Annotated in this window: 18 protein-coding genes; 6 read left to right on the forward strand and 12 right to left on the reverse strand. The window is 60.5% G+C overall.

Translation table 11 applies throughout. The annotated features are described in order from the left end of the window. Positions 1 to 4: 4 nt before the first annotated feature. Both ABHR76_RS02030 and ABHR76_RS02035 read left to right on the forward strand, forming a co-directional pair. Positions 5 to 775 (forward strand): Cof-type HAD-IIB family hydrolase, encoded by a 771-nt coding sequence (locus ABHR76_RS02030; protein ID WP_117747048.1) that lies wholly within the window; start codon positions 5 to 7, stop codon positions 773 to 775. Positions 776 to 957: 182 nt separating this feature from the next. Then, on the forward strand, positions 958 to 1347 hold the full coding sequence (locus ABHR76_RS02035; RefSeq protein ID WP_006235431.1) for a metal-dependent transcriptional regulator: 390 nt from the start codon (positions 958 to 960) through the stop codon (positions 1345 to 1347). A gap of 279 nt (positions 1348 to 1626) precedes the next feature. On the opposite strand, the gene ABHR76_RS02040 is transcribed toward ABHR76_RS02035, so the two are convergent. The 5 genes from ABHR76_RS02040 to ABHR76_RS02060 all read right to left on the reverse strand — a co-directional run bounded on the left by ABHR76_RS02040 (position 1627) and on the right by ABHR76_RS02060 (position 7442). After that, the gene (locus tag ABHR76_RS02040; RefSeq protein ID WP_346976686.1) at positions 1627 to 3579 is read right to left on the reverse strand and encodes a heavy metal translocating P-type ATPase; all 1953 of its coding nucleotides are present in this window, start codon (positions 3577 to 3579) and stop codon (positions 1627 to 1629) included. A 99-nt stretch (positions 3580 to 3678) separates the two neighbouring features. Continuing rightward, positions 3679 to 3897: a cation transporter gene (locus ABHR76_RS02045; protein WP_195445857.1), complete on the reverse strand. Its 219-nt coding sequence runs from the start codon at positions 3895 to 3897 to the stop codon at positions 3679 to 3681. A 62-nt stretch (positions 3898 to 3959) separates the two neighbouring features. Next, on the reverse strand, positions 3960 to 4325 hold the full coding sequence (locus tag ABHR76_RS02050; RefSeq protein WP_055285819.1) for an ArsR/SmtB family transcription factor: 366 nt from the start codon (positions 4323 to 4325) through the stop codon (positions 3960 to 3962). A gap of 389 nt (positions 4326 to 4714) precedes the next feature. Further along, a complete protein-coding gene (locus ABHR76_RS02055; protein WP_117746720.1) occupies positions 4715 to 5821 on the reverse strand; it encodes a hypothetical protein in 1107 nt (368 codons plus the stop codon). A 652-nt stretch (positions 5822 to 6473) separates the two neighbouring features. Then, entirely contained in the window at positions 6474 to 7442 is a 969-nt protein-coding gene (locus tag ABHR76_RS02060; protein ID WP_117639708.1) for a 3'-5' exonuclease, read from the reverse strand. Between the two features lie 172 nt (positions 7443 to 7614). Between ABHR76_RS02060 and ABHR76_RS02065 the strand changes: the two genes are divergently transcribed. Beyond that, the gene (locus ABHR76_RS02065; RefSeq protein ID WP_195361775.1) at positions 7615 to 8715 is read left to right on the forward strand and encodes a putative manganese transporter; all 1101 of its coding nucleotides are present in this window, start codon (positions 7615 to 7617) and stop codon (positions 8713 to 8715) included. Between the two features lie 165 nt (positions 8716 to 8880). On the opposite strand, the gene ABHR76_RS02070 is transcribed toward ABHR76_RS02065, so the two are convergent. Together ABHR76_RS02070 and ABHR76_RS02075 are read right to left on the reverse strand one after the other, a co-directional pair. Further along, complete coding sequence (locus tag ABHR76_RS02070) at positions 8881 to 9363, reverse strand: YaiI/YqxD family protein (RefSeq protein WP_346976687.1); 483 nt, start codon at positions 9361 to 9363, stop codon at positions 8881 to 8883. Continuing rightward, positions 9364 to 9966, reverse strand: coding sequence for an HdeD family acid-resistance protein (locus tag ABHR76_RS02075; RefSeq protein ID WP_346976688.1), 603 nt, complete (start codon positions 9964 to 9966; stop codon positions 9364 to 9366). It abuts the gene before it with no gap. Between the two features lie 235 nt (positions 9967 to 10201). Here ABHR76_RS02075 and ABHR76_RS02080 point away from each other — a divergent pair, with 235 nt between their 5' ends. The 3 genes from ABHR76_RS02080 to ABHR76_RS02090 all read left to right on the forward strand — a co-directional run bounded on the left by ABHR76_RS02080 (position 10202) and on the right by ABHR76_RS02090 (position 12151). After that, on the forward strand, positions 10202 to 10873 hold the full coding sequence (locus ABHR76_RS02080) for a nitroreductase family protein (RefSeq protein WP_346976689.1): 672 nt from the start codon (positions 10202 to 10204) through the stop codon (positions 10871 to 10873). A gap of 82 nt (positions 10874 to 10955) precedes the next feature. Next, positions 10956 to 11498, forward strand: coding sequence for a histidine phosphatase family protein (locus ABHR76_RS02085; RefSeq protein WP_117746717.1), 543 nt, complete (start codon positions 10956 to 10958; stop codon positions 11496 to 11498). Between the two features lie 17 nt (positions 11499 to 11515). Next, positions 11516 to 12151 (forward strand): histidine phosphatase family protein, encoded by a 636-nt coding sequence (locus ABHR76_RS02090; RefSeq protein WP_117746716.1) that lies wholly within the window; start codon positions 11516 to 11518, stop codon positions 12149 to 12151. A gap of 129 nt (positions 12152 to 12280) precedes the next feature. On the opposite strand, the gene ABHR76_RS02095 is transcribed toward ABHR76_RS02090, so the two are convergent. The 5 genes from ABHR76_RS02095 to ABHR76_RS02115 all read right to left on the reverse strand — a co-directional run. After that, positions 12281 to 12961 (reverse strand): DUF1015 family protein, encoded by a 681-nt coding sequence (locus ABHR76_RS02095; RefSeq protein WP_196032784.1) that lies wholly within the window; start codon positions 12959 to 12961, stop codon positions 12281 to 12283. Between the two features lie 39 nt (positions 12962 to 13000). Then, entirely contained in the window at positions 13001 to 14221 is a 1221-nt protein-coding gene (locus ABHR76_RS02100) for a M20 family metallopeptidase (protein ID WP_196032781.1), read from the reverse strand. Between the two features lie 177 nt (positions 14222 to 14398). Next, positions 14399 to 15562 carry a phosphoglycerate dehydrogenase gene (locus ABHR76_RS02105; protein ID WP_118259326.1) on the reverse strand — a complete coding sequence of 388 codons (1164 nt, stop codon included), beginning with the start codon at positions 15560 to 15562 and terminating at the stop codon, positions 14399 to 14401. A gap of 71 nt (positions 15563 to 15633) precedes the next feature. Further along, positions 15634 to 16758 (reverse strand): 3-phosphoserine/phosphohydroxythreonine transaminase, encoded by a 1125-nt coding sequence (gene serC, locus ABHR76_RS02110; RefSeq protein ID WP_346976690.1) that lies wholly within the window; start codon positions 16756 to 16758, stop codon positions 15634 to 15636. A gap of 226 nt (positions 16759 to 16984) precedes the next feature. Then, on the reverse strand, positions 16985 to 17190 hold a 206-nt coding region (locus ABHR76_RS02115), incomplete at its 5' end, for a TrkA C-terminal domain-containing protein (RefSeq protein WP_346976691.1).

The raw sequence follows: 17190 nt of genomic DNA on the forward strand, positions 1-17190 counted from the left end.
GAGAATGATCAAAGCCGCGTTTTTCGATATCGACGGCACGCTGCTGAGCTTTAAGACCCACCGGATTCCGGCGTCGGCGCAGCAGGTGCTCGACAGCTTTCGCGAGCAGGGGATTGCGTGCGTGATCGCCACGGGCCGTCCGACCTACCAGATGCCGGACTGGCTGTTCGACCTGGGCTGGGATGCGTACATTACGCTTTCGGGCCAGCACTGTTTTGATGCCAAGGGCGTCTACCGCAGCTGCCCGATCGATCCGGACGACGTTGCGGTGATTGTGGACCAGGTGGCGCAGGGGCGCTACGACTCACTGTGCATGCAGGGCGAGAACTCGTTTGTGAACCGCCTGTCCGAGCGCGTGGTGACGGCTGGCAGCAACGCGGGAATCGTCTACCACGAGGAGCCGTTTGAGCATGCCTTTGACGCGCCGGTCTATCAGTTCTGTGCCTTTGTTGACCCAGTTGACGAGCATATCGTGACCGATGCCGTGTCGCATTCGCTCACCACGCGCTGGTGCGACCTGTTCTGCGACATTATTCCGGCCAACGGCGGCAAGGACCTGGGTGTGGCGGCGACGCTGGAGCGCCTGGGCATCGACGCGAGTGAAGCGATTGCCTTTGGCGACGGCGAGAACGACCTGTCGATGTTCTCGGCCGTGGGCACAAGTGTGGCCATGGGCAACGCGCAGGACACGGTGAAAGCTGCGGCGACCTACGTGACGACCGCCGTGGACGACGATGGGATCTACAACGCCGCGAAGTACTTTGGACTGCTATAGCTGCGGCTCGGCACTTGGGGACACTCCTTGCGGGGCGTGTTCCCATTTTGTTTTCGTCCCGCTCGTTTTGTGAAACACGGCTAACTTTTAGGCAAAGTAGTAAGACATGGGCAACTTTTGCGGTAAAGTAAGCCGTGGAAAGTATCCAAAGGCTAACTAGCAATCATCGCGAAAGGCGGCCCATGGCCCTACGTGAATCCGGAGAAGACTATCTCGAATCGATCTACGTTCTGTCGGAACGCCAGGGCATCGTGCGCTCGATCGACGTTGCGGAGTACCTCGGCGTAACCAAGGCGAGCGTTTCCAAGGCCATGGCGACGCTGGAAAGCAACGGCTATGTCGAAATGGGCAAGCGCGACGTTCATCTGACGGAGCGTGGTCTGGAGGTCGCTCGCCAAATGTGGGAGCGTCACTGCTTTTTCGTGGGGCTGCTGGAGGATGCGGGTGTTTCGGCTGAGGTCGCGTCGCAAGAGGGCTGCCACATGGAGCACTGCCTGAGCGAGGAAAGCTTCGAGAAACTGAGGGCGATGCTGAACCGGGGCGAGGCGACGGGCCAAGCGGCGGAATCCTAACGAACCCCCAGTAGCGCGGAGTTCGCGCAAAGCGCGAACCAGCGACCGGGACCAGCGGTCCTTTCGGCCAAGTCCATTTCAGCAAAGGAACCCCGCCAGCAAGCGATGCCCAAGAACTGCCACCTACGTCACCGCAGGCCGGGGCCGGGTTTGGTTTTGAAAACACTCCACAGCGCGAGGCCCGCCTTTCCGTTGCTCCGCAGGAGCAGGAAAGACGGGCCTCATGCGCGAGGACGTTTTCAAAACCAAGCCCGGTCCCGGCCGGACAGCCCACGAACGCTACAGGTTCTTGACACCCATCGCGCGCATGGCATTCAGGATGGCGATAATCGCCACGCCCACGTCGCCGAACACAGCAAGCCACATGTTGGCGATGCCCAGTGCCGCAAGCACCAGAATCAGCAACTTAATGCCCAGCGCAAAGATGATGTTCTGCCAAACAATCGACATGGTCTTGCGCGCCACGCGGATCGCGCGGGAGATGTTGGACGGCTTGTCATCCATGAGCACGACGTCCGCCGCCTCAATTGCGGCGTCCGAGCCCATAGCGCCCATGGCGATGCCAACGTCTGCGCGGGTAAGCACGGGTGCGTCGTTGATACCGTCGCCTACAAAGGCGAGCTTGCCCTTGCCCGATTCTGCTGCAAGCAGCGCCTCGACACGCTCGACCTTATCACCCGGTAACAGCTGCGCGTGGAACTCGTCGAGACCGAGTTGCTTGGCTACAGACGCCGCAACCTCCTCACGGTCGCCCGTGAGCATGACGGTGCGCTTGACGCCGGCGGCGTGCAGGTCGCGAATCGTTTGCTCGGCATCGGTCTTTATGGTGTCGGCAATTACGATGTGGCCGGCGTACGTATCATCGACCAGCACGTGGAGGATGGTGCCGACGATCTCGCAATTGGGCGCTTCGATACCGGCCACAGCAAGCATCTTGGCATTGCCGACGATGACGCGCTTGCCGTCGATAATCGCCGTCACGCCATGGCCCGCGTCATTGGTGGAGTCGCTTACGCGTTTGGGATCGAGCTCGCCCTGGAAGGCGGTGCGTACCGAATGCGCGATGGGATGGTCGGAGAATGACTCGGCAAGGGCCGCGACTTCGAGCAGCGACTGCTCGGTATAGCCTGCCTCGGGGTGTACCGCCACGACCGAAAACGTGCCGTTGGTGAGCGTGCCGGTCTTGTCAAAGACGACGGTGTCCACATCCGCGAGCGTCTCGAGGTAGTTAGAGCCCTTGATGAGGACGCCCAGCTTGGATGCGCCACCGATGCCGCCAAAAAAGCTGAGCGGCACGCTGATCACGAGCGCGCATGGGCAACTGACGACGAGGAAGGTCAGGCCGCGCAGGATCCAGTCGGACCAGGCGCCGGTGACCAGGCCACCGCCGAGCGCGAGCACCGCGGCAGCGCCGGTGACGGCGGGCGTGTAGATGCGGGCAAAGCGCGTGATGAAGTTCTCAGTGCGTGCCTTCTTCTCACTAGCGTTTTCTACGAGCTCCAGGACGCGCGCGACGGTGGACTCGCCAAAGGGCTTGGTGGTGCGCACGTGGAGGAGACCCGTCATGTTGATGCAGCCGCTGATGATATCGTCTCCAGTTTTGGCCGGGCGGGGGACCGACTCTCCGGTAAGGGCGGCGGTATCGAGCTGTGTCTCGCCCTCGACGATGACGCCGTCGATAGGCACGCGCTCACCGGGCTTGACCACGATCACGGTGCCGACGGCGATGTCATCGGGGAAGACCTGCTCGAGTGTGCCGTCGGGCTGCTCGACGTTAGCGTAGTCGGGCGCGATGTCCATCATGGCACTGATCGACTTGCGGCTCTTGCCCACGGCGTACGCCTGAAACAGCTCGCCGACCTGGTAGAACAGCATGACGGCGGCGCCTTCGGCCATGTGCGGGTCGGTATCGGGGAAGAGCACCATGGCAAACGCGCCGATGGTCGCGACGGCCATGAGGAAGCTCTCGTCGAAGGCCTTGCCGCGGCGGATGTTATTGAATGCCTTTTGCAGTACGTCGTAGCCGGCAATCAAAAACGGCACGAGGAACAGCACAAAGCTGGCGTAGATGTCGCCCGGGGTGCCGAATGCGGCGGTAAGGGTGCCGAACTCATCGAGGGCGTACACCACGGCAAAAATGCCCAGCGCTACCAGGATGCGGTTGCGCTTATGCTCAAGGGACTCCTTCTTCTTGCGCCTCTTCTTTTTCTTTTTGGGATCGGCAGCTGCCATGATTCAAACCTCCCATTTGAATGTATGAACACTCGCTCATATAATTTCGCGAGCAAAGGCCGCAGCAAGCGCGGCCTTGCAGGTTGGCGTAAACCTTGGCTAGAGAATGATCTCGCAGTCCGGCTCGGCGTCGGCGGTGAACTCCACAACGCGGTCGAGGACCTCGTCGAACTCGGCGTCATCGGCCTCGAGCGTCAGCTTCTGGGTCATAAAGTTGACGGACACGGATTTGACGCCCTCGAGCTTGGCCAGCTCGTCCTGAAGCTCGCGCGCACAGTTGGCGCAATCGATCTCATCGAGCTTGTACTGCTTTTTCATGGTGGGTTCCTTTCCCGTTTTTGCGGCTTGGGTGCAGGCCGCGCTGGTACCGTGGTTGGCTGCTATTCGCAGATGTGGCTCATGCCCTGGTTGAGCATGGTGTAGACGTGGTCGTCGGCGAGCGAGTATAGGATATTGCGCCCGTCGCGCCGGAATTTAACCAGGTGCGACTGCTTGAGTGTGCGCAGCTGGTGCGACACCGCGGACTGCGAGGTTTCGGTCGCTTCGGCGATGTCTGCCACGCAGAGCTCGCGGCCCATGAGGGCGTAAAGGATCTTGATGCGCGTGGTGTCGCTGAAGACCTTGAACAGGTCGGCGAGGTCGTAGAGAAGCTCCTCGTCGGGAAGGTCCTCGGGCGAGCAGGTGGTGGGGATCGCGGGTTCGGTGGCCTCGATGTCGGGTTTCGTTTCATCAACGCGGATGCTCATTGCAATATCCTTTCATATGAACATGCGCTCATATAACTTGCTTTCGATTATATGAGTGTATGTTCATATGTCAATACAATTTGCGTTAATTTCGATGACTGCTTGCCGCCTCTGCGATTTTCTGTGGGTTGGGAGACATCGACGCAATGCTCGCCAACATATTTCGAGATGTTCGGCTAGCATGCTAAGAAAGCCACCTTGAGAAGCATTAGAACTGTTCATATTTGTACTTTATCGTGTCAAATACCGCGAGAATCAGTTCTTCCTCTACGGGAGTTTCTGCAGAATCAGTTTTATCTAAAGTTATATTGAGCATTGCTGCAGCCAATCTGGCACATCGGTGGCCGAATAAGTCGAAAAATGTAGGTGGACATCCGCAGAGATCGCCTTTAGAAGAGCGAATTCTCAATTAGATCAATAATCGTGTCGTCTTCCGTGCGGTTTTCATCGATTTTTGCGAACATGTCGCATTCCCAAGCCCCATTGATTTCCTCAGCAAGGGCCCCGACGTGTTGCATGTCGTCGGGTTCGGGCACATCGTTGATGCTCGGGTCATCAGCTTGCGGATATTGGCTTGCAATTTCGCGCTTGGCGGCCTCTTCTTCTTTGAGTGTCTCCAGGACGCGGCGACCGTATTCGAAGTAGCGCCGCAAGACAAATTGACGAAGAGTTTCTTGCAGGATGGCGAAGTTATCCGGGAGTCGACCGGGCCATATCTTCTCGCGAATGCGAATCGCTTCCATGACCCGTTTAAAAGCGGACTGCTTGAAAAACGAATGACGATTAACTGTGATAACGGCATATCCCATGTTTCGCAGCGTGTTTCGGCGCTCCTCGTCAATTGATTGCTGCTCGGGTTCGTCGTGGTAAAAGCCGTTGTATTCGATATCGGTCATCGAATTTTCGAGCAGCGCGTCGAGGTAGAAAACCGTCCGTCGCGTTAGGGCGGCGTATCTTTTGGGGACTGGGATCGGATAATCCGTTTTGATAGCGCGTATGGCTAAGCCACCCATTGACTTGGGCATTGTCAGCATCATGACAAACGCCGTTTCGAGTGGGGAGCGACAGCCTTCGTGTACATAAGAAAGTGCCTTAAGTGCTTTATTAGATCCACGATACCCCGGTGCCTCTGAAAAGAAGGCTCTGAGCTCTTCAACGCTGGTTAGGGCTGGGCGCTCGCGATATTGAGTTTCGTCGGACGTTCCAAGCGCGTAGGAGCCGCAGATTTCAAAGTAATACTCAACGAGCTCCGAAAGGTTGAGGTCGGCTGTTGCTTCTAACGCGCACAGCTTGATATCGACGATGTAGACGTTCGGCTCGAGTTCTAGGTAGCTTTCTGCATCAAACGTATAGCGCGTGCAGTGGCAGATGCAGCCCTTGCGGTGCCTTTTGGCATTATTGGAAAACGTCAGCACATGGATACGTTCAGAATCGACATTCTTTCTGTTGAGCCATGCTCGTGCCGCTTCCAGGTCGGACGTGGTCGGCGCAGACACCCTGATCTTTTCCATAGGTATGGGACCGGTCGCGTAGCTTGCGAGCGAGTTGGCTGTTTGGTATACAGCGCGTGCCGTGGTATGTGACAGAATGATTCCCATACGCGCATGATGGCATAGCGGACGCCGCATACGCCCGAAACTTCGGGCAACGGTATTGGGGCGCGGCTTATCTTCTGCGAACGGTGGGTTTTTGAGCTGTCGTATTGAGGGAGCAGCTTTGGCTGGGGAGGTTTCTGCCGGCTGCCCCTTTTTGATGAACTTTAGTTGCGGATTCGTAGCTTCTAAGCGTTTTTGCCGACCGCTCAGATGCCTCACCAACATAATTTGAGTTATTCGGCCTTATCCTATACAAATGGTGCGATCGCAACGTCCTATTCGAATTGATTCAGGTAGATTTATGGGGCTTGGTTGCGAAATTAAGGCGATTTTAGCTTCGATTGCGGTTCAAGGGGCCTTGACTAGTGGTTCAGCTGGCCGAACAACTCGAAAAATGTAGGTGGGCCAACCTGCCGACTATGTGAAGCACGCGTATTTGCTCGTTTTGATGAAAACTAGGGTGCAGCCATAAGGCTGCGCCCTAGTTTACTGCGTGTCGGTGTGCCCAGACGGATTGCGCTGTGCCTGGCAGGCGCTCCCGCAGATGGATCGGTTATTTCGCGAATAGGTTCTTGAGGTTGAACTCGGCTTGGACGGTGCGGAGCATGAGGTCGGTGTCGTCGAGGCCCAGGTGCTGCTCGTTGGCGTCGGCGGCGAGGGTGCCGCGGCGGCGGGCCCAGTTCTCGAGCGCGGCGGGCGCGGACTCGCGGGGGAGCGAGCGGACGTCGGCATCCAGGCTGCGGCAGATCTGGCGCGAGTCGATGACGATAATCTTGCCGGCGCGGCGTGCCTCGGCGTAACCGTCCAGATGAATTTTGAACCAGCTGTCCTCGAACGCGGCGTTATGCGCCATGTACGGGTATTTCTTCATAAGCTTGAGCAGCTGCTTCTGCAATTCCTTGTTCTCGCGGAACGGCTTTTTGCCGTCAATGTCGTCCCAGGTGATGTGGTGGATATTCGACAACGGCACATCCTCGCCGCGGTAGATGTCGGGCAGGCCACAGTAGTGTGCCTCGGCGTCATGCGGCACGGCGTCGCTGGTGAGATCCATGATCTCCCAGCCCACGTTGATGATATAGCCGCGCTCGGGTGCACGGCCGGTGGTCTCGATGTCGATACCGAGCACGGTGCCCTGGATGGGCTTGCGGGCGTAGGCCACGCCGAGCGCGTCGCGGTCGCCGCGGATCTCGCGCATGACCGACGCGGCGGTGCGCTTTTGCATCTTACCGATGGCGGCGCAGGTGTCGGCATCGGACAGGCCGCGCGAAAGCGTCGCGGGCGTCACGTTGCGCAGGCGTGCCTCGCCAATCTGGTCGCACAGGTCGCGGTTGCGGTCAGCCAGGTCGCGCACGGTGGCAAAGTCGAAGCTGGGGTCGCCCTCGGCGGTAAAGTACTCGGTTTCGAGCACCTTAAGGGCCTCCTCGCCCTTCTGGCGCTCGGACTCCATGGCGCCGTGATCGCCATAGATAAACATGGGAATAAACGGCTGGCGCTCGTATTCGAGTGCTTGTGAAACGTTCATATAACTGCTCCTTGGACGGGCCGCACCGCGCGGCTCGGGTTCATTGAGATGTGGCGAGATGATAGTTTACCATGGGCAACTATTGGCATCGCGCCTAGGACAACTACAATACCCTAGTTGACCGCTAGGACTTTTGCAATGCTGCCGAAAGACATGAAAGGTTCCATCCGTCATGGATTTGCTGATTGATATTCTGCTCGACGCCGGCAAGGACACGCTCTCGCTGGCGCCGTTTTTGTTGGTGACGTATCTTGCTCTCGAGACACTTGAGCACGTTGCGGGCGACCGCGTCAACGGCGCTATCAAGCGCGCCGGCGCTGCGGGTCCCGTGGCTGGCTCGCTGCTGGGCATTGTGCCGCAGTGCGGATTTTCGGCCATGGCAGCAACGCTGTACGCCGGTCGTGTCGTGACCTTGGGCACGTTGGTGGCGGTGTTCCTTTCGACCTCCGATGAGATGCTGCCGCTGTTGCTCGCCGAGCAGGTGCCCGTGCAGACCATGGCGATGCTTTTGGCTTCGAAGGCACTGATCGCGCTGGTCACGGGCTTTATCGTGGACGCGGCTATCCGCGGCCTTCGTCGTAATGCCCGCGCGCATGCGGCGATTCGCCGTACCGTGCTGGGGACCGCTGCCAATCCGGCTCATGTGAACTGCGCGCACGACGACCATACCGGGGGCGACATCATTGATGAAGTGGCCGAGGCGGGCGTGAGCGCCGACCACATCCACGAGTTGTGCGAGCGCGACCATTGCGGTTGCGATGATGATGAAGATGAACACGAGCGCGACCACGGACACAGCCATGACCACGGTCACGCAGGCGAGCATGAGCACCACCACGGCCATGGGCACGACCACGGTCACTCCCACGAAGGTGCGCCCGTCCTGTCGATTATCCGCAGCGCGATCTCGCACACCGTGCAGGTTTCGGTTTTTATTTTCCTGGTGACGCTGATTCTAGTTGCCGTGCTCGAGACCTTCGGAGAGTCCGCGATCGAGCAGTTCCTGCGTGGCAACGAGACGCTCGCCGTCTTGGGCTCGGCACTCGTCGGCCTGATCCCCAACTGCTCGGCCAGCGTGGTCATTACGCAGCTGTACCTGGAGGGCGCGCTACAGCTGGCGCCGATGCTCGCCGGCACGCTCATTTCCGCCGGCGTGGGCTATCTTGTCCTGTTCCGCACCAACCGCAGCGCTCGTGAAAACGCCGTGTTCCTGGTCATGATGTACGTCATCGGCGCCGGCTGGGGCCTTATCCTATCCGCCTTCGGCCTCTAAGTAGGCCTAAAAAATGGGCTTCAAATAGCCATGCTCGGCGCCTGCGCAATGCGGCGACGCATGGCATTTTGAAGCCCGTTTTTTGTTGAGCCATGGATTCCGAGCGCTCACACCGCTCAAAACAAAAAGGTAGATTTCCGGGCATGTCCCGAAAATCTACCTTGGTTAGCGCAGCAGCTCGGTGAGGTTGCGCTTAAAGCGGGCCCGGTCTTCGCTGGTAAATGCCGCCGGACCGCGAGTGCGACCGCCGGCGCGGCGCACCTTCTTTTCCTCGTGGCGAATAAACAGTTGCATGTCGATGGTCGCCTTATCGTAGACGCGCCCGCGCACGCCGATGGCGGCGGCATTGCGCCCGAGCACCATGCTCGCCAAGCCAATGTCCTGCGTCACGACTACGTCGCCCGCCTGCAGGCGTTCGACAATGGCAAAGTCGGCGCTGTCGGCGCCCACGCTCACATCGAGCGTCGTGACCCAAAATCCGCGTCGCGCATGCTCGACGTCGCGCGGATCGTCGCGGCGAATGTGGCGTTCCAGGTTCTGTGTGCTGTTGCCGGCGATAACGACGGCGACGCCCGCCCGCCGCGCGCAGTCAATTGACTCGCGCGTGACCGGGCAGGCGTCTGCATCAATAAAGAGCGTTCGCGGCATCTAGTGCACCAGTTTGCTAAATTGAATAGCGCGAACAATCAGCGTTACGCCAAACACCAGCAGTGCGGCGCCGCTAAAGATGACGAGCATCTTGGCCGACCACAGCGGATAGATAAACACGAACATGCCGGCGATGATGGAGAGCGCGCCGCTCAGGATGGCGAGGGCACGGTTGGACGAAAGCTCGGACTCCAGAATGGACATGACACCTTCGACGATCCAGCCAAAGCCGGCCACGATAACCACCATCGTGGTGAGCGTCGCGGTCGAGAAGGCCTGGTTGCGCAGGATTATGACGCCGCCCAAGATAATGAGTAGGTTGGAGATGATGCTCGTCACGCGCCAGCCGGTGGGCAGCAGTGGCTCGAAAACAGCGGTAAACAGCCTGATCGCGGCCGTGATCACAAAGTAGAAGCCCAAGACGGTCGCTAAGAAGACGAGGGACTTGGCGGGCGCAAACAGCAGTGCGATGCCGGCGACGAGCGCCAAGACGCCCGTGATGGCGTAAATCCAGCGCACGGCCTTGACGGCCTTGCCTGCCATGCTTTTCTCGTCAAATCCAAACTGGCTCGATTTTTGGTCATCATTCTTAAAGATGCCCATAATGTCTCCTTTCCGTGCGGCGTAAGCCTTGATCGTTACGACCAGTATCGCCTAAAGGCGCTGACGTATGGGTCGGGGAGGGTGAAACGTAACCCAAAGGCCCCGAATTGTTTCCGTTGTTCCCCACGTCGCGATTTTCTATTCAACAGGTGTAGAACATTGCAGCCCTGTTCGTTATTGCCTACGTTTTAGGTTAGATTTTCCTAAGAACAATTGCCCGAAATTGGGGGTCCCTATGAACGAAACAGTTCCCGCGGCGCCGTCTAGCGCGGAGTCGATGGCAAAGCAAGGTTGCGAAAAGCTCGGCCTGGACACGTTTGACGCGCTGGTCCGCCGCGCCCGTACGTGCCGTCGCTTTGACGAGTCCATGCGCGTGCCGCGCGAGTTTTTGCTCGAGCTGGCGGAACTGGCGCACCTGGCTCCCTGCGGCGCCAATGCTCAGCGTCTGCGTTTTCATGTGGTAAGCGGTTCCGAGGACTGCGCTCGCGTGTTTGACGAGCTTGCATGGGCCGGCGCGCTTAAGGACTGGTCGGGTCCTGCCGAGGGCGAGCGCCCGACCGGCTACATCGCGATTCTTGCCGAGCGCACCGTTCCGGGCAAGCCCGCCGCTCCTATTACCGAGGTCGACACGGGCATTGCCGCGCAGACGATGATGCTCGCCGCCCGCAGCGCCACGCCCGAGGTGGCTGCCTGCATGTTCAAGGCCTTTACGCCCCACGCGATCGATGCCATGGGGCTCGATAGCGACAAGTATGAGCTCAAGCTGATCATGGCGTTTGGCGTTCTGGCCGAGACGCAGGTGATTGATGCGATCGATTCCAACCCCGACGGCTCAATTAATTACTGGCGCGACGAGGCGCAGGTGCACCACGTACCCAAGCGCCCGCTTGCCGACGTACTGGTGTAGCTGAGCGTCACCGCGGTGTGATCTGGCGGTAAACCACCACAAAGGTACCTGTCCCCTTTGCGGTGGTGCGAGGGGAGGACGTGTGGCAGATTTGTATTTGGTGCGGCATGGGCAGACTGAGCTCAATGTGCAGAACATTTTGCAGGGTGGGCACGATTCGCCGCTTACGGCGCGCGGGCGCGAGCAGGCGCTGGCGACGCGCGCGGCGTTTGAGGCGCGTGGCGTGACCTTTGACCGTGTGTATTCCTCGCCGTTGGGCCGGGCGCGGCATACGGCTGAGCTAATTGCTGGTGAGGGCCGCTCGATAGAGCTGGTCGATGACCTGCGCGAGTGGCATTTGGGCTCGCTGGAGGGTACATCAAATCGCGAGATGCCGCCGCAGCCCTGGGGCGATTATCCGGTGGCCTTTGGTGGCGAGTCTGAAGGCGAGCTCCAGTCGCGCATGGTCGCGGCGCTGTCCCACATCATGGCCAGGCCGCAGCACGACTGTGTGCTGGCAGTCTCCCACGGCTCTTCCTGCCAGGAGTTTCTTGAGTATGTGACTGGCGGGGGAGAGCTACCCGACAACGGTGCCGTGCTTCATTTTGGCTATTGCGACGGTGCGTTTTCGCTCCTTGATTGGTAACGAACGAAAGGACCCCTATGAATAAAGACCTGTATCTGGTTCGTCATGGGCAGACAATATTCAACCTTAAGCGCATTATTCAGGGTTGGAGTGACTCGCCGCTCACGCAGCTGGGATGCGACCAGGCGGCACGTGCCGGCATGTTCTTACGTGCGCGCGGCATTGAACCCGATCATGCCTACACCTCCACACTTCATCGCACCGAGCAGACTATCGCCAACCTGTGGCCGGGCTTGGCGTACGAGCGCCTGGACGGTCTGCGTGAGTGGTTCTTTGGCGACTTTGAGGCCGAGCGCGTGATGCTTATGCCCGAGCGGCCGTGGCGAGATTTCTATCGTCAGTTTGGCGGCGAGGGCCAGATGCAGGTGCGCGAGCGCATGGCGGCGACTATAACCGATCTTATGCGACGTCCGGACCACGAGTGCGTGCTCGCGGTGAGCCACGGCTCGGCTATCAAGGAGTTTTTGGACCACGTGCGGGGCGCGGCGGCCGACGAGCGCGAACGCGTGCCGGGCAACTGCTCAGTGCTGCAGTTTGCGTTTGACGATGCGGCCGATACGTTTGAACTGGTCGAAGTCTTTACGCAGGAAGACTACGCGCGCGAGCTGGGGCTTGAACCGCTCGTGGCTACTGCGGGTCCGCAGCGCGGATAACGCGAGCGCGGCGGCACGGGTCGTCGGCATAACTTCTCGACGCAAAAGGGGCGGAGATGCATGTACCTGCTGCATCTCCGCCCCCTGTTTGTTGGGCTGCCGATTTTTGTGCTGGACGGTCTGGTCTTGCTAGAACCGCGCGACCTGGTGCGTGAGCAGACCCGTCGGAACCTGCGCCGCGCCGCCGCTGACCTGCGCGGCGGGGAAGAGCGCAGCTACGGCAAAGTTGAACGGCTCTTTGCCCGTGTAGGTGCCGGCGGCACGTGCATCGTCGGCCAGGAGCTGTGATGCCTCGACTAGTGCGACAGCGTAGGCAGGGTCGTCGGCCAGTGCCGGCTCCGGCGCCTGGTCGAGCATGGCGCGGATGGCCCCGACGGCGTCCTCGCGCTTGACCTCCCACACGCGGTGCGTAATGCCGGCGGGGTCGGTGACGGCATAGAGTGAAGCGCCCTCTTTTGCGGCGCCGAGGATGATATCCATGACGGGAGAGGCTTCGTAGACAAGCGTTACGGGACGGGGCTGTACCTTGAGGTCGGCGATTGCGCGCGCAGCGGCGGTCGTATCGGCGGCAACCGCGTCGCCGCCCGCCAGCGCACCAACCGGGCAGATCGCCACGACACCCGTCACACGTCCCGGCTCGCCCGAGCATTCGTACACGTAATACGCCGCACCCGGGTCCTTGAGCATCAGACCATCGGCAATGGCTCCGCGCAGAGCATCGTTGCCGCTCAGGATGCTGCCCATTGCAGGCAGCGCCTCGAGCACGCGGTCCTGAGCCGGGCGGATGCAGGGAAACGGAAGTGCTTTCATGGGCGGTCCTAACGCACGAGTCGGTTTGTTCGCGGCTTATTATGCCCCAACTTGGCCGCTCGCGTCCCAGAGCACGTTATCGGCGAGCGCGATTAGCACCTGCTGACAACGAACGATATCGGCGTGGGGCACATATTCGTTGGGCTTGTGCGCGAGCGCGAGCGACCCGGGACCGTAGCTCATGCAATTGCGGTTGTCTGTCTTGCCGGCAATGACGGCGGTGTCGGTGTAGCCGGTAAAGAAGCCGACGGTCGTGTCCGCGTCCGTCACGTCATCGGCGGCACGCTTGAGCGCTGCTAGAAGGGGAGAGTTCGGGTCGCGCTCGATGGCGGGGCGGTCGCCCGTCACGGTGTAGCTGCCATGGCAACCGGGAACGGCGGCTTCGGCGCCGGCGATGGCCTGCTCTACCATGCGCGTCGCGGCGGCCGTATCGGTCGGCGGGGTCAGTCGCATGTCGACCCAGGCTTTGGCGCGGTCGGGTACGACGTAGGGGCGATATCCGCCCTCGATTTGGCCAAACGTGATGGTCGAAGGCCCCAGCTCATCGTGCGCGGGCAGCGCCACAAACGCGCGACGGAGCGAACACACGACCTCGGCCATGGCGGCGACGGCATCCGCGCCCTTCCAAGGCTGGCTCGCATGCGCCGTGACGCCGGTCATCTCGATCTCGAACCACGTGCGACCCTTGTGCGCCACCTGGATCTGTCCGTCGGTGGGCTCGGTGTCCAGCACCCATTCACGCGAGCCGACCCAGCCAGCATCGATGGCTGCCTCTGAGCCGCGCATAAAATCTTCCTCGTCGACCGAGCAGATGAGCGAAAAGCCGCGGCGGGGCAGCGCGCCATCCGCCGCCACGCGCTCGAGCGTATGGACCAGTGCGGCAATGGCGCAGGCCAGGCCACTCTTCATGTCGCAGGCACCGCGGCCGTAGAGCTTGTCGTTACGCACAACCGCTCCGAGTGGCGGCGTGTTTGCGTCCCAGCCATCGCCCAAGGTAACGGTATCCATGTGGCAGATATAGACCAGCCGCGCCTCGTCGCTCAAACCGGGCACGGTGACCATGAGATTGCGGCGTCCGGTCAGCACCTCGAGTTCCTCAACCTGCACGGCATGGAGCACCGGATGGCTCAACCGCCCCAGTTGAGCCTCAACCAACGCTTTGATATAGCGTTCAATCTCGCCCTCATACGCACCTGGGTCGGAACTGTCGATCCGCACGAGTCCTTGCGTAAGCCGCCAAGCAAAATCTGTATCAACCATAGGCACCTCACAGATAGTTAGGTCAACATACAGATTGTATGCCAAGAAGCGGCTCAGTGCATTTAATGGAGCGCTCACAAAAATGGGGGCGCCTCTCGTGCGAAAGGCGCCCCCGCGGGCATTCAATGTCAGCGACGGGCAGGCCACATGGGGAACTGCCCGTCAGATCAGCCGGCGCTACTTGATCACGCGCACGCGATACATCGACGGAATCTGCTTGAGCGCCTCGATGGTGCTGCTGTCCAGGTGCTCATCGGTGTCGAACATGGTGTAGGCGTTCTCGCCGGCGGACTCGTTGGTCATACGCTGCACGTTGGCGTTGTCCTTGGCCAGGATGGCCGTGATCTGGCCGATCATGTTGGGCACGTTGGCGTGCAGGCAGGCAATGCGGCTTGCGGCGCGCGCCTTGCCCATGCTGCAGGCGGGGTAGTTGACGCTGTGCGCGATGTTGCCGTTCTCCAGGTAATCCTTGAGCTCGCTGATGGCCATGTCTGCGCAGTTGGCCTCGGCCTCGCCGGTGCCGGCGCCCGAGTGCGTGGTGATAAACGTATTGGGCATCTTGACGGTCTTGGGAGTGGCAAAGTCGCAGCTAAACCAGCTGAGCTTGCCTGCACGCAGGGCGGCGTCGACGGCGTCCTCGTCAATGATGGTCTCGCGTGCGTAGTTGATGAGCACGGCGTCCGGTGCCAGCAGGTTAATCTGCTCGGTGCTGATCATGCCGATGGTGTCGGCCTTGCTGGGCACGTGCACGGTGAGGTAGTCGCAGCCGCGGCAGAGATCCTCGAGCGTGCCCACGCGCTGCACCTCGCGGCTCAGCACCCACGCGTGCTCAACGGAAATGAACGGATCGTAGCCATAGACGTCCATGCCCAGATCGACGCAGGCGTTGGCGACCTTGGAGCCCACGTTGCCCAGGCCGATGACACCGATGCGCTTGCCCTTGAGCTCGCGGCCCACAAAGGCCTTCTTGGCCTTTTCGGCATCGACCTGAATCTCGGGGTCGTCGGCGTTGTCACGCACCCAGTTCATTGATTGCACCACGCCGCGGCTCGAGAGCACCAGCATGCCTAGGACGAGCTCCTTAACGGCGTTGCTGTTGGCGCCGGGGGAGTTAAAGACGACGACGCCCTTCTTGGCGTACTCCTCGACGGGGATGTTGTTGACGCCGGCGCCGCAGCGGGCGATGGCGCGGATGCCCTCGGGCAGCTCGTAGCCGTGCAGGTCGGTCGAGCGCATCAGAATGGCGTCGGCCTCTTCGGCGGTGCTCACAAACTCGTAGCCCTCACCAAACTCGACCTTGCCGTCCTTGGTAATGTCATCGATGGTTTTAATCTTGCGCATGGAAAACTCCTTAGCAGGTTTTGATCTATACAGGGTGGTCTGAGATGGCTGATCGGCCCGCGCGTTGCGGGCTAGTTAGATCGCGGGCTCAAACTAAGCTGCGCTTCGAAGTCCTTCATGTACGTGGCCAGCGCCTGTACGTCCTCCATGGTGACTGCGTTGTACACGCTGGCGCGCATGCCGCCGACGAGGCGATGGCCCTTGACGTTTTGGATCTGGTGCTCTGCCGCGCCCGCAACAAAGGCGGCGTCGAGGTCGGCGTCGCCGGTGCGGAACGTGACGTTGGCGATGGAGCGACTGTCTGTCTGCGCGGTGCCGTGGAATAGTTTGCTGTTCTCGAGCAAGTCGTAGAGCAGGTTGGCCTTGGCCCAGTTGCGCTCGGCCATGGCGGCAAGTCCGCCGGTCTGCTCCACCCAACGGAACACCTTGCCGCACACGTAGATGCCAAAGGTGTTGGGCGTGTTGAGCATGGAACCCTTGGCGGCCTGGGTCTTAAGGTCCAGGTACTGCGGCGTCTGCGCAAAGGCGGGGCCATCTGCGATGAGGTCGTCGCGCACGATGGCCACGGTCACGCCCGCGGCGCCGGCGTTTTTCTGCGCTCCGGCGTAAATGAGCCCGTAGCGCTCAACGTCGAGCGGCTGCGACAGGAAGCAGCTCGAGACATCGGCGACCAGCGGCACATCGCCACAACTGGGCAGCTCGTGGTACATGGTGCCAAAGATGGTGTTGTTCTGGCAGATGTAGACGTAGTCGAGCCCGTCGCCTGCGGCCTCGGCGGCAATGCGCGCATTGATGTCGGCCATGTCGGGGATGCGGTCGAAGTTGGTGTCCTCGGAGCTCGCGAGCAGCACGGCCTCACCGTACTTGGCGGCTTCTTTGTATGCCTTGTTGGCAAAGTTGCCGGTCACGACGTAGCCGGCGCGGCCACGGCGCATGAGGTTCATGGGGATGCCCGCAAACTGCAGCGTGGCGCCGCCCTGCAAAAACAGGACGCGGTAGTTGTCGGGGATGCTCAGCAGGCGGCGCAGAGTTGCCTCAGCGTCATCGATGATCTGCTGGTACATGCTAGATCGATGGCTCATCTCGAGCACGGACATGCCGCAACCGCGGTAGTCCATCATCTCGTCGGCGATCTCGGCGAGCACGCTTGTGGGCAGTGCGGCCGGGCCAGCTGAGAAGTTGTGCACACGTGCCATCTTCTAGTTCCCCCTCGTAGTCGTTTGAACGTTCGGGATACTTTAGCACAGTGCAGCGCCAGGCGCGACCGCATCACGGTAAAACTCGAGTGCGTCGCTATGATTTACAGGATGGTTACATGGGGGAGGGGTGCTTTACTCCTCAGGCAAATCCGAATCTGCGAGCGAAGGCATGAGGTTCCTAGGCGCTTGATCTCTTCGTCGCAAATTAGCCACTTCCTGGTCACTACGACGCCAGTGTGGCGATGACGGCTTCGTCGCCGGCGTATATGAGGGTGTTGCCGTCGGGGATGATCGTCTGGCCGTCGCGCTTAAGCATCACCACAATAAACGGGTGCTTGCCCTGCGGCACGTCGCGCAGACGCTGGCCGGCCAGGCGACCGTGGGGCGTCACGGTGACCTCGCGCAGCGTAACCTCGGCACGCTCTTCGA

The organism is Collinsella aerofaciens (assembly GCF_039752985.1).
GTDB classification, from domain to species: Bacteria; Actinomycetota; Coriobacteriia; order Coriobacteriales; family Coriobacteriaceae; genus Collinsella; species Collinsella aerofaciens_BT.

Coding starts and splice junctions, on each gene's coding strand:
- ABHR76_RS02105 (WP_118259326.1), bottom strand. CDS start 15,562: ATGCGCAAGATTAAAACCATCGATGACATTACCAAGGACGGCAAGGTC.
- ABHR76_RS02090 (WP_117746716.1), top strand. CDS start 11,516: ATGAATAAAGACCTGTATCTGGTTCGTCATGGGCAGACAATATTCAAC.
- ABHR76_RS02100 (WP_196032781.1), bottom strand. CDS start 14,221: ATGGTTGATACAGATTTTGCTTGGCGGCTTACGCAAGGACTCGTGCGG.
- ABHR76_RS02095 (WP_196032784.1), bottom strand. CDS start 12,961: ATGAAAGCACTTCCGTTTCCCTGCATCCGCCCGGCTCAGGACCGCGTG.
- ABHR76_RS02045 (WP_195445857.1), bottom strand. CDS start 3,897: ATGAAAAAGCAGTACAAGCTCGATGAGATCGATTGCGCCAACTGTGCG.
- ABHR76_RS02080 (WP_346976689.1), top strand. CDS start 10,202: ATGAACGAAACAGTTCCCGCGGCGCCGTCTAGCGCGGAGTCGATGGCA.
- ABHR76_RS02070 (WP_346976687.1), bottom strand. CDS start 9,363: ATGCCGCGAACGCTCTTTATTGATGCAGACGCCTGCCCGGTCACGCGC.
- ABHR76_RS02030 (WP_117747048.1), top strand. CDS start 5: ATGATCAAAGCCGCGTTTTTCGATATCGACGGCACGCTGCTGAGCTTT.
- serC (WP_346976690.1), bottom strand. CDS start 16,758: ATGGCACGTGTGCACAACTTCTCAGCTGGCCCGGCCGCACTGCCCACA.
- ABHR76_RS02035 (WP_006235431.1), top strand. CDS start 958: ATGGCCCTACGTGAATCCGGAGAAGACTATCTCGAATCGATCTACGTT.
- ABHR76_RS02075 (WP_346976688.1), bottom strand. CDS start 9,966: ATGGGCATCTTTAAGAATGATGACCAAAAATCGAGCCAGTTTGGATTT.
- ABHR76_RS02065 (WP_195361775.1), top strand. CDS start 7,615: ATGGATTTGCTGATTGATATTCTGCTCGACGCCGGCAAGGACACGCTC.
- ABHR76_RS02060 (WP_117639708.1), bottom strand. CDS start 7,442: ATGAACGTTTCACAAGCACTCGAATACGAGCGCCAGCCGTTTATTCCC.
- ABHR76_RS02040 (WP_346976686.1), bottom strand. CDS start 3,579: ATGGCAGCTGCCGATCCCAAAAAGAAAAAGAAGAGGCGCAAGAAGAAG.
- ABHR76_RS02050 (WP_055285819.1), bottom strand. CDS start 4,325: ATGAGCATCCGCGTTGATGAAACGAAACCCGACATCGAGGCCACCGAA.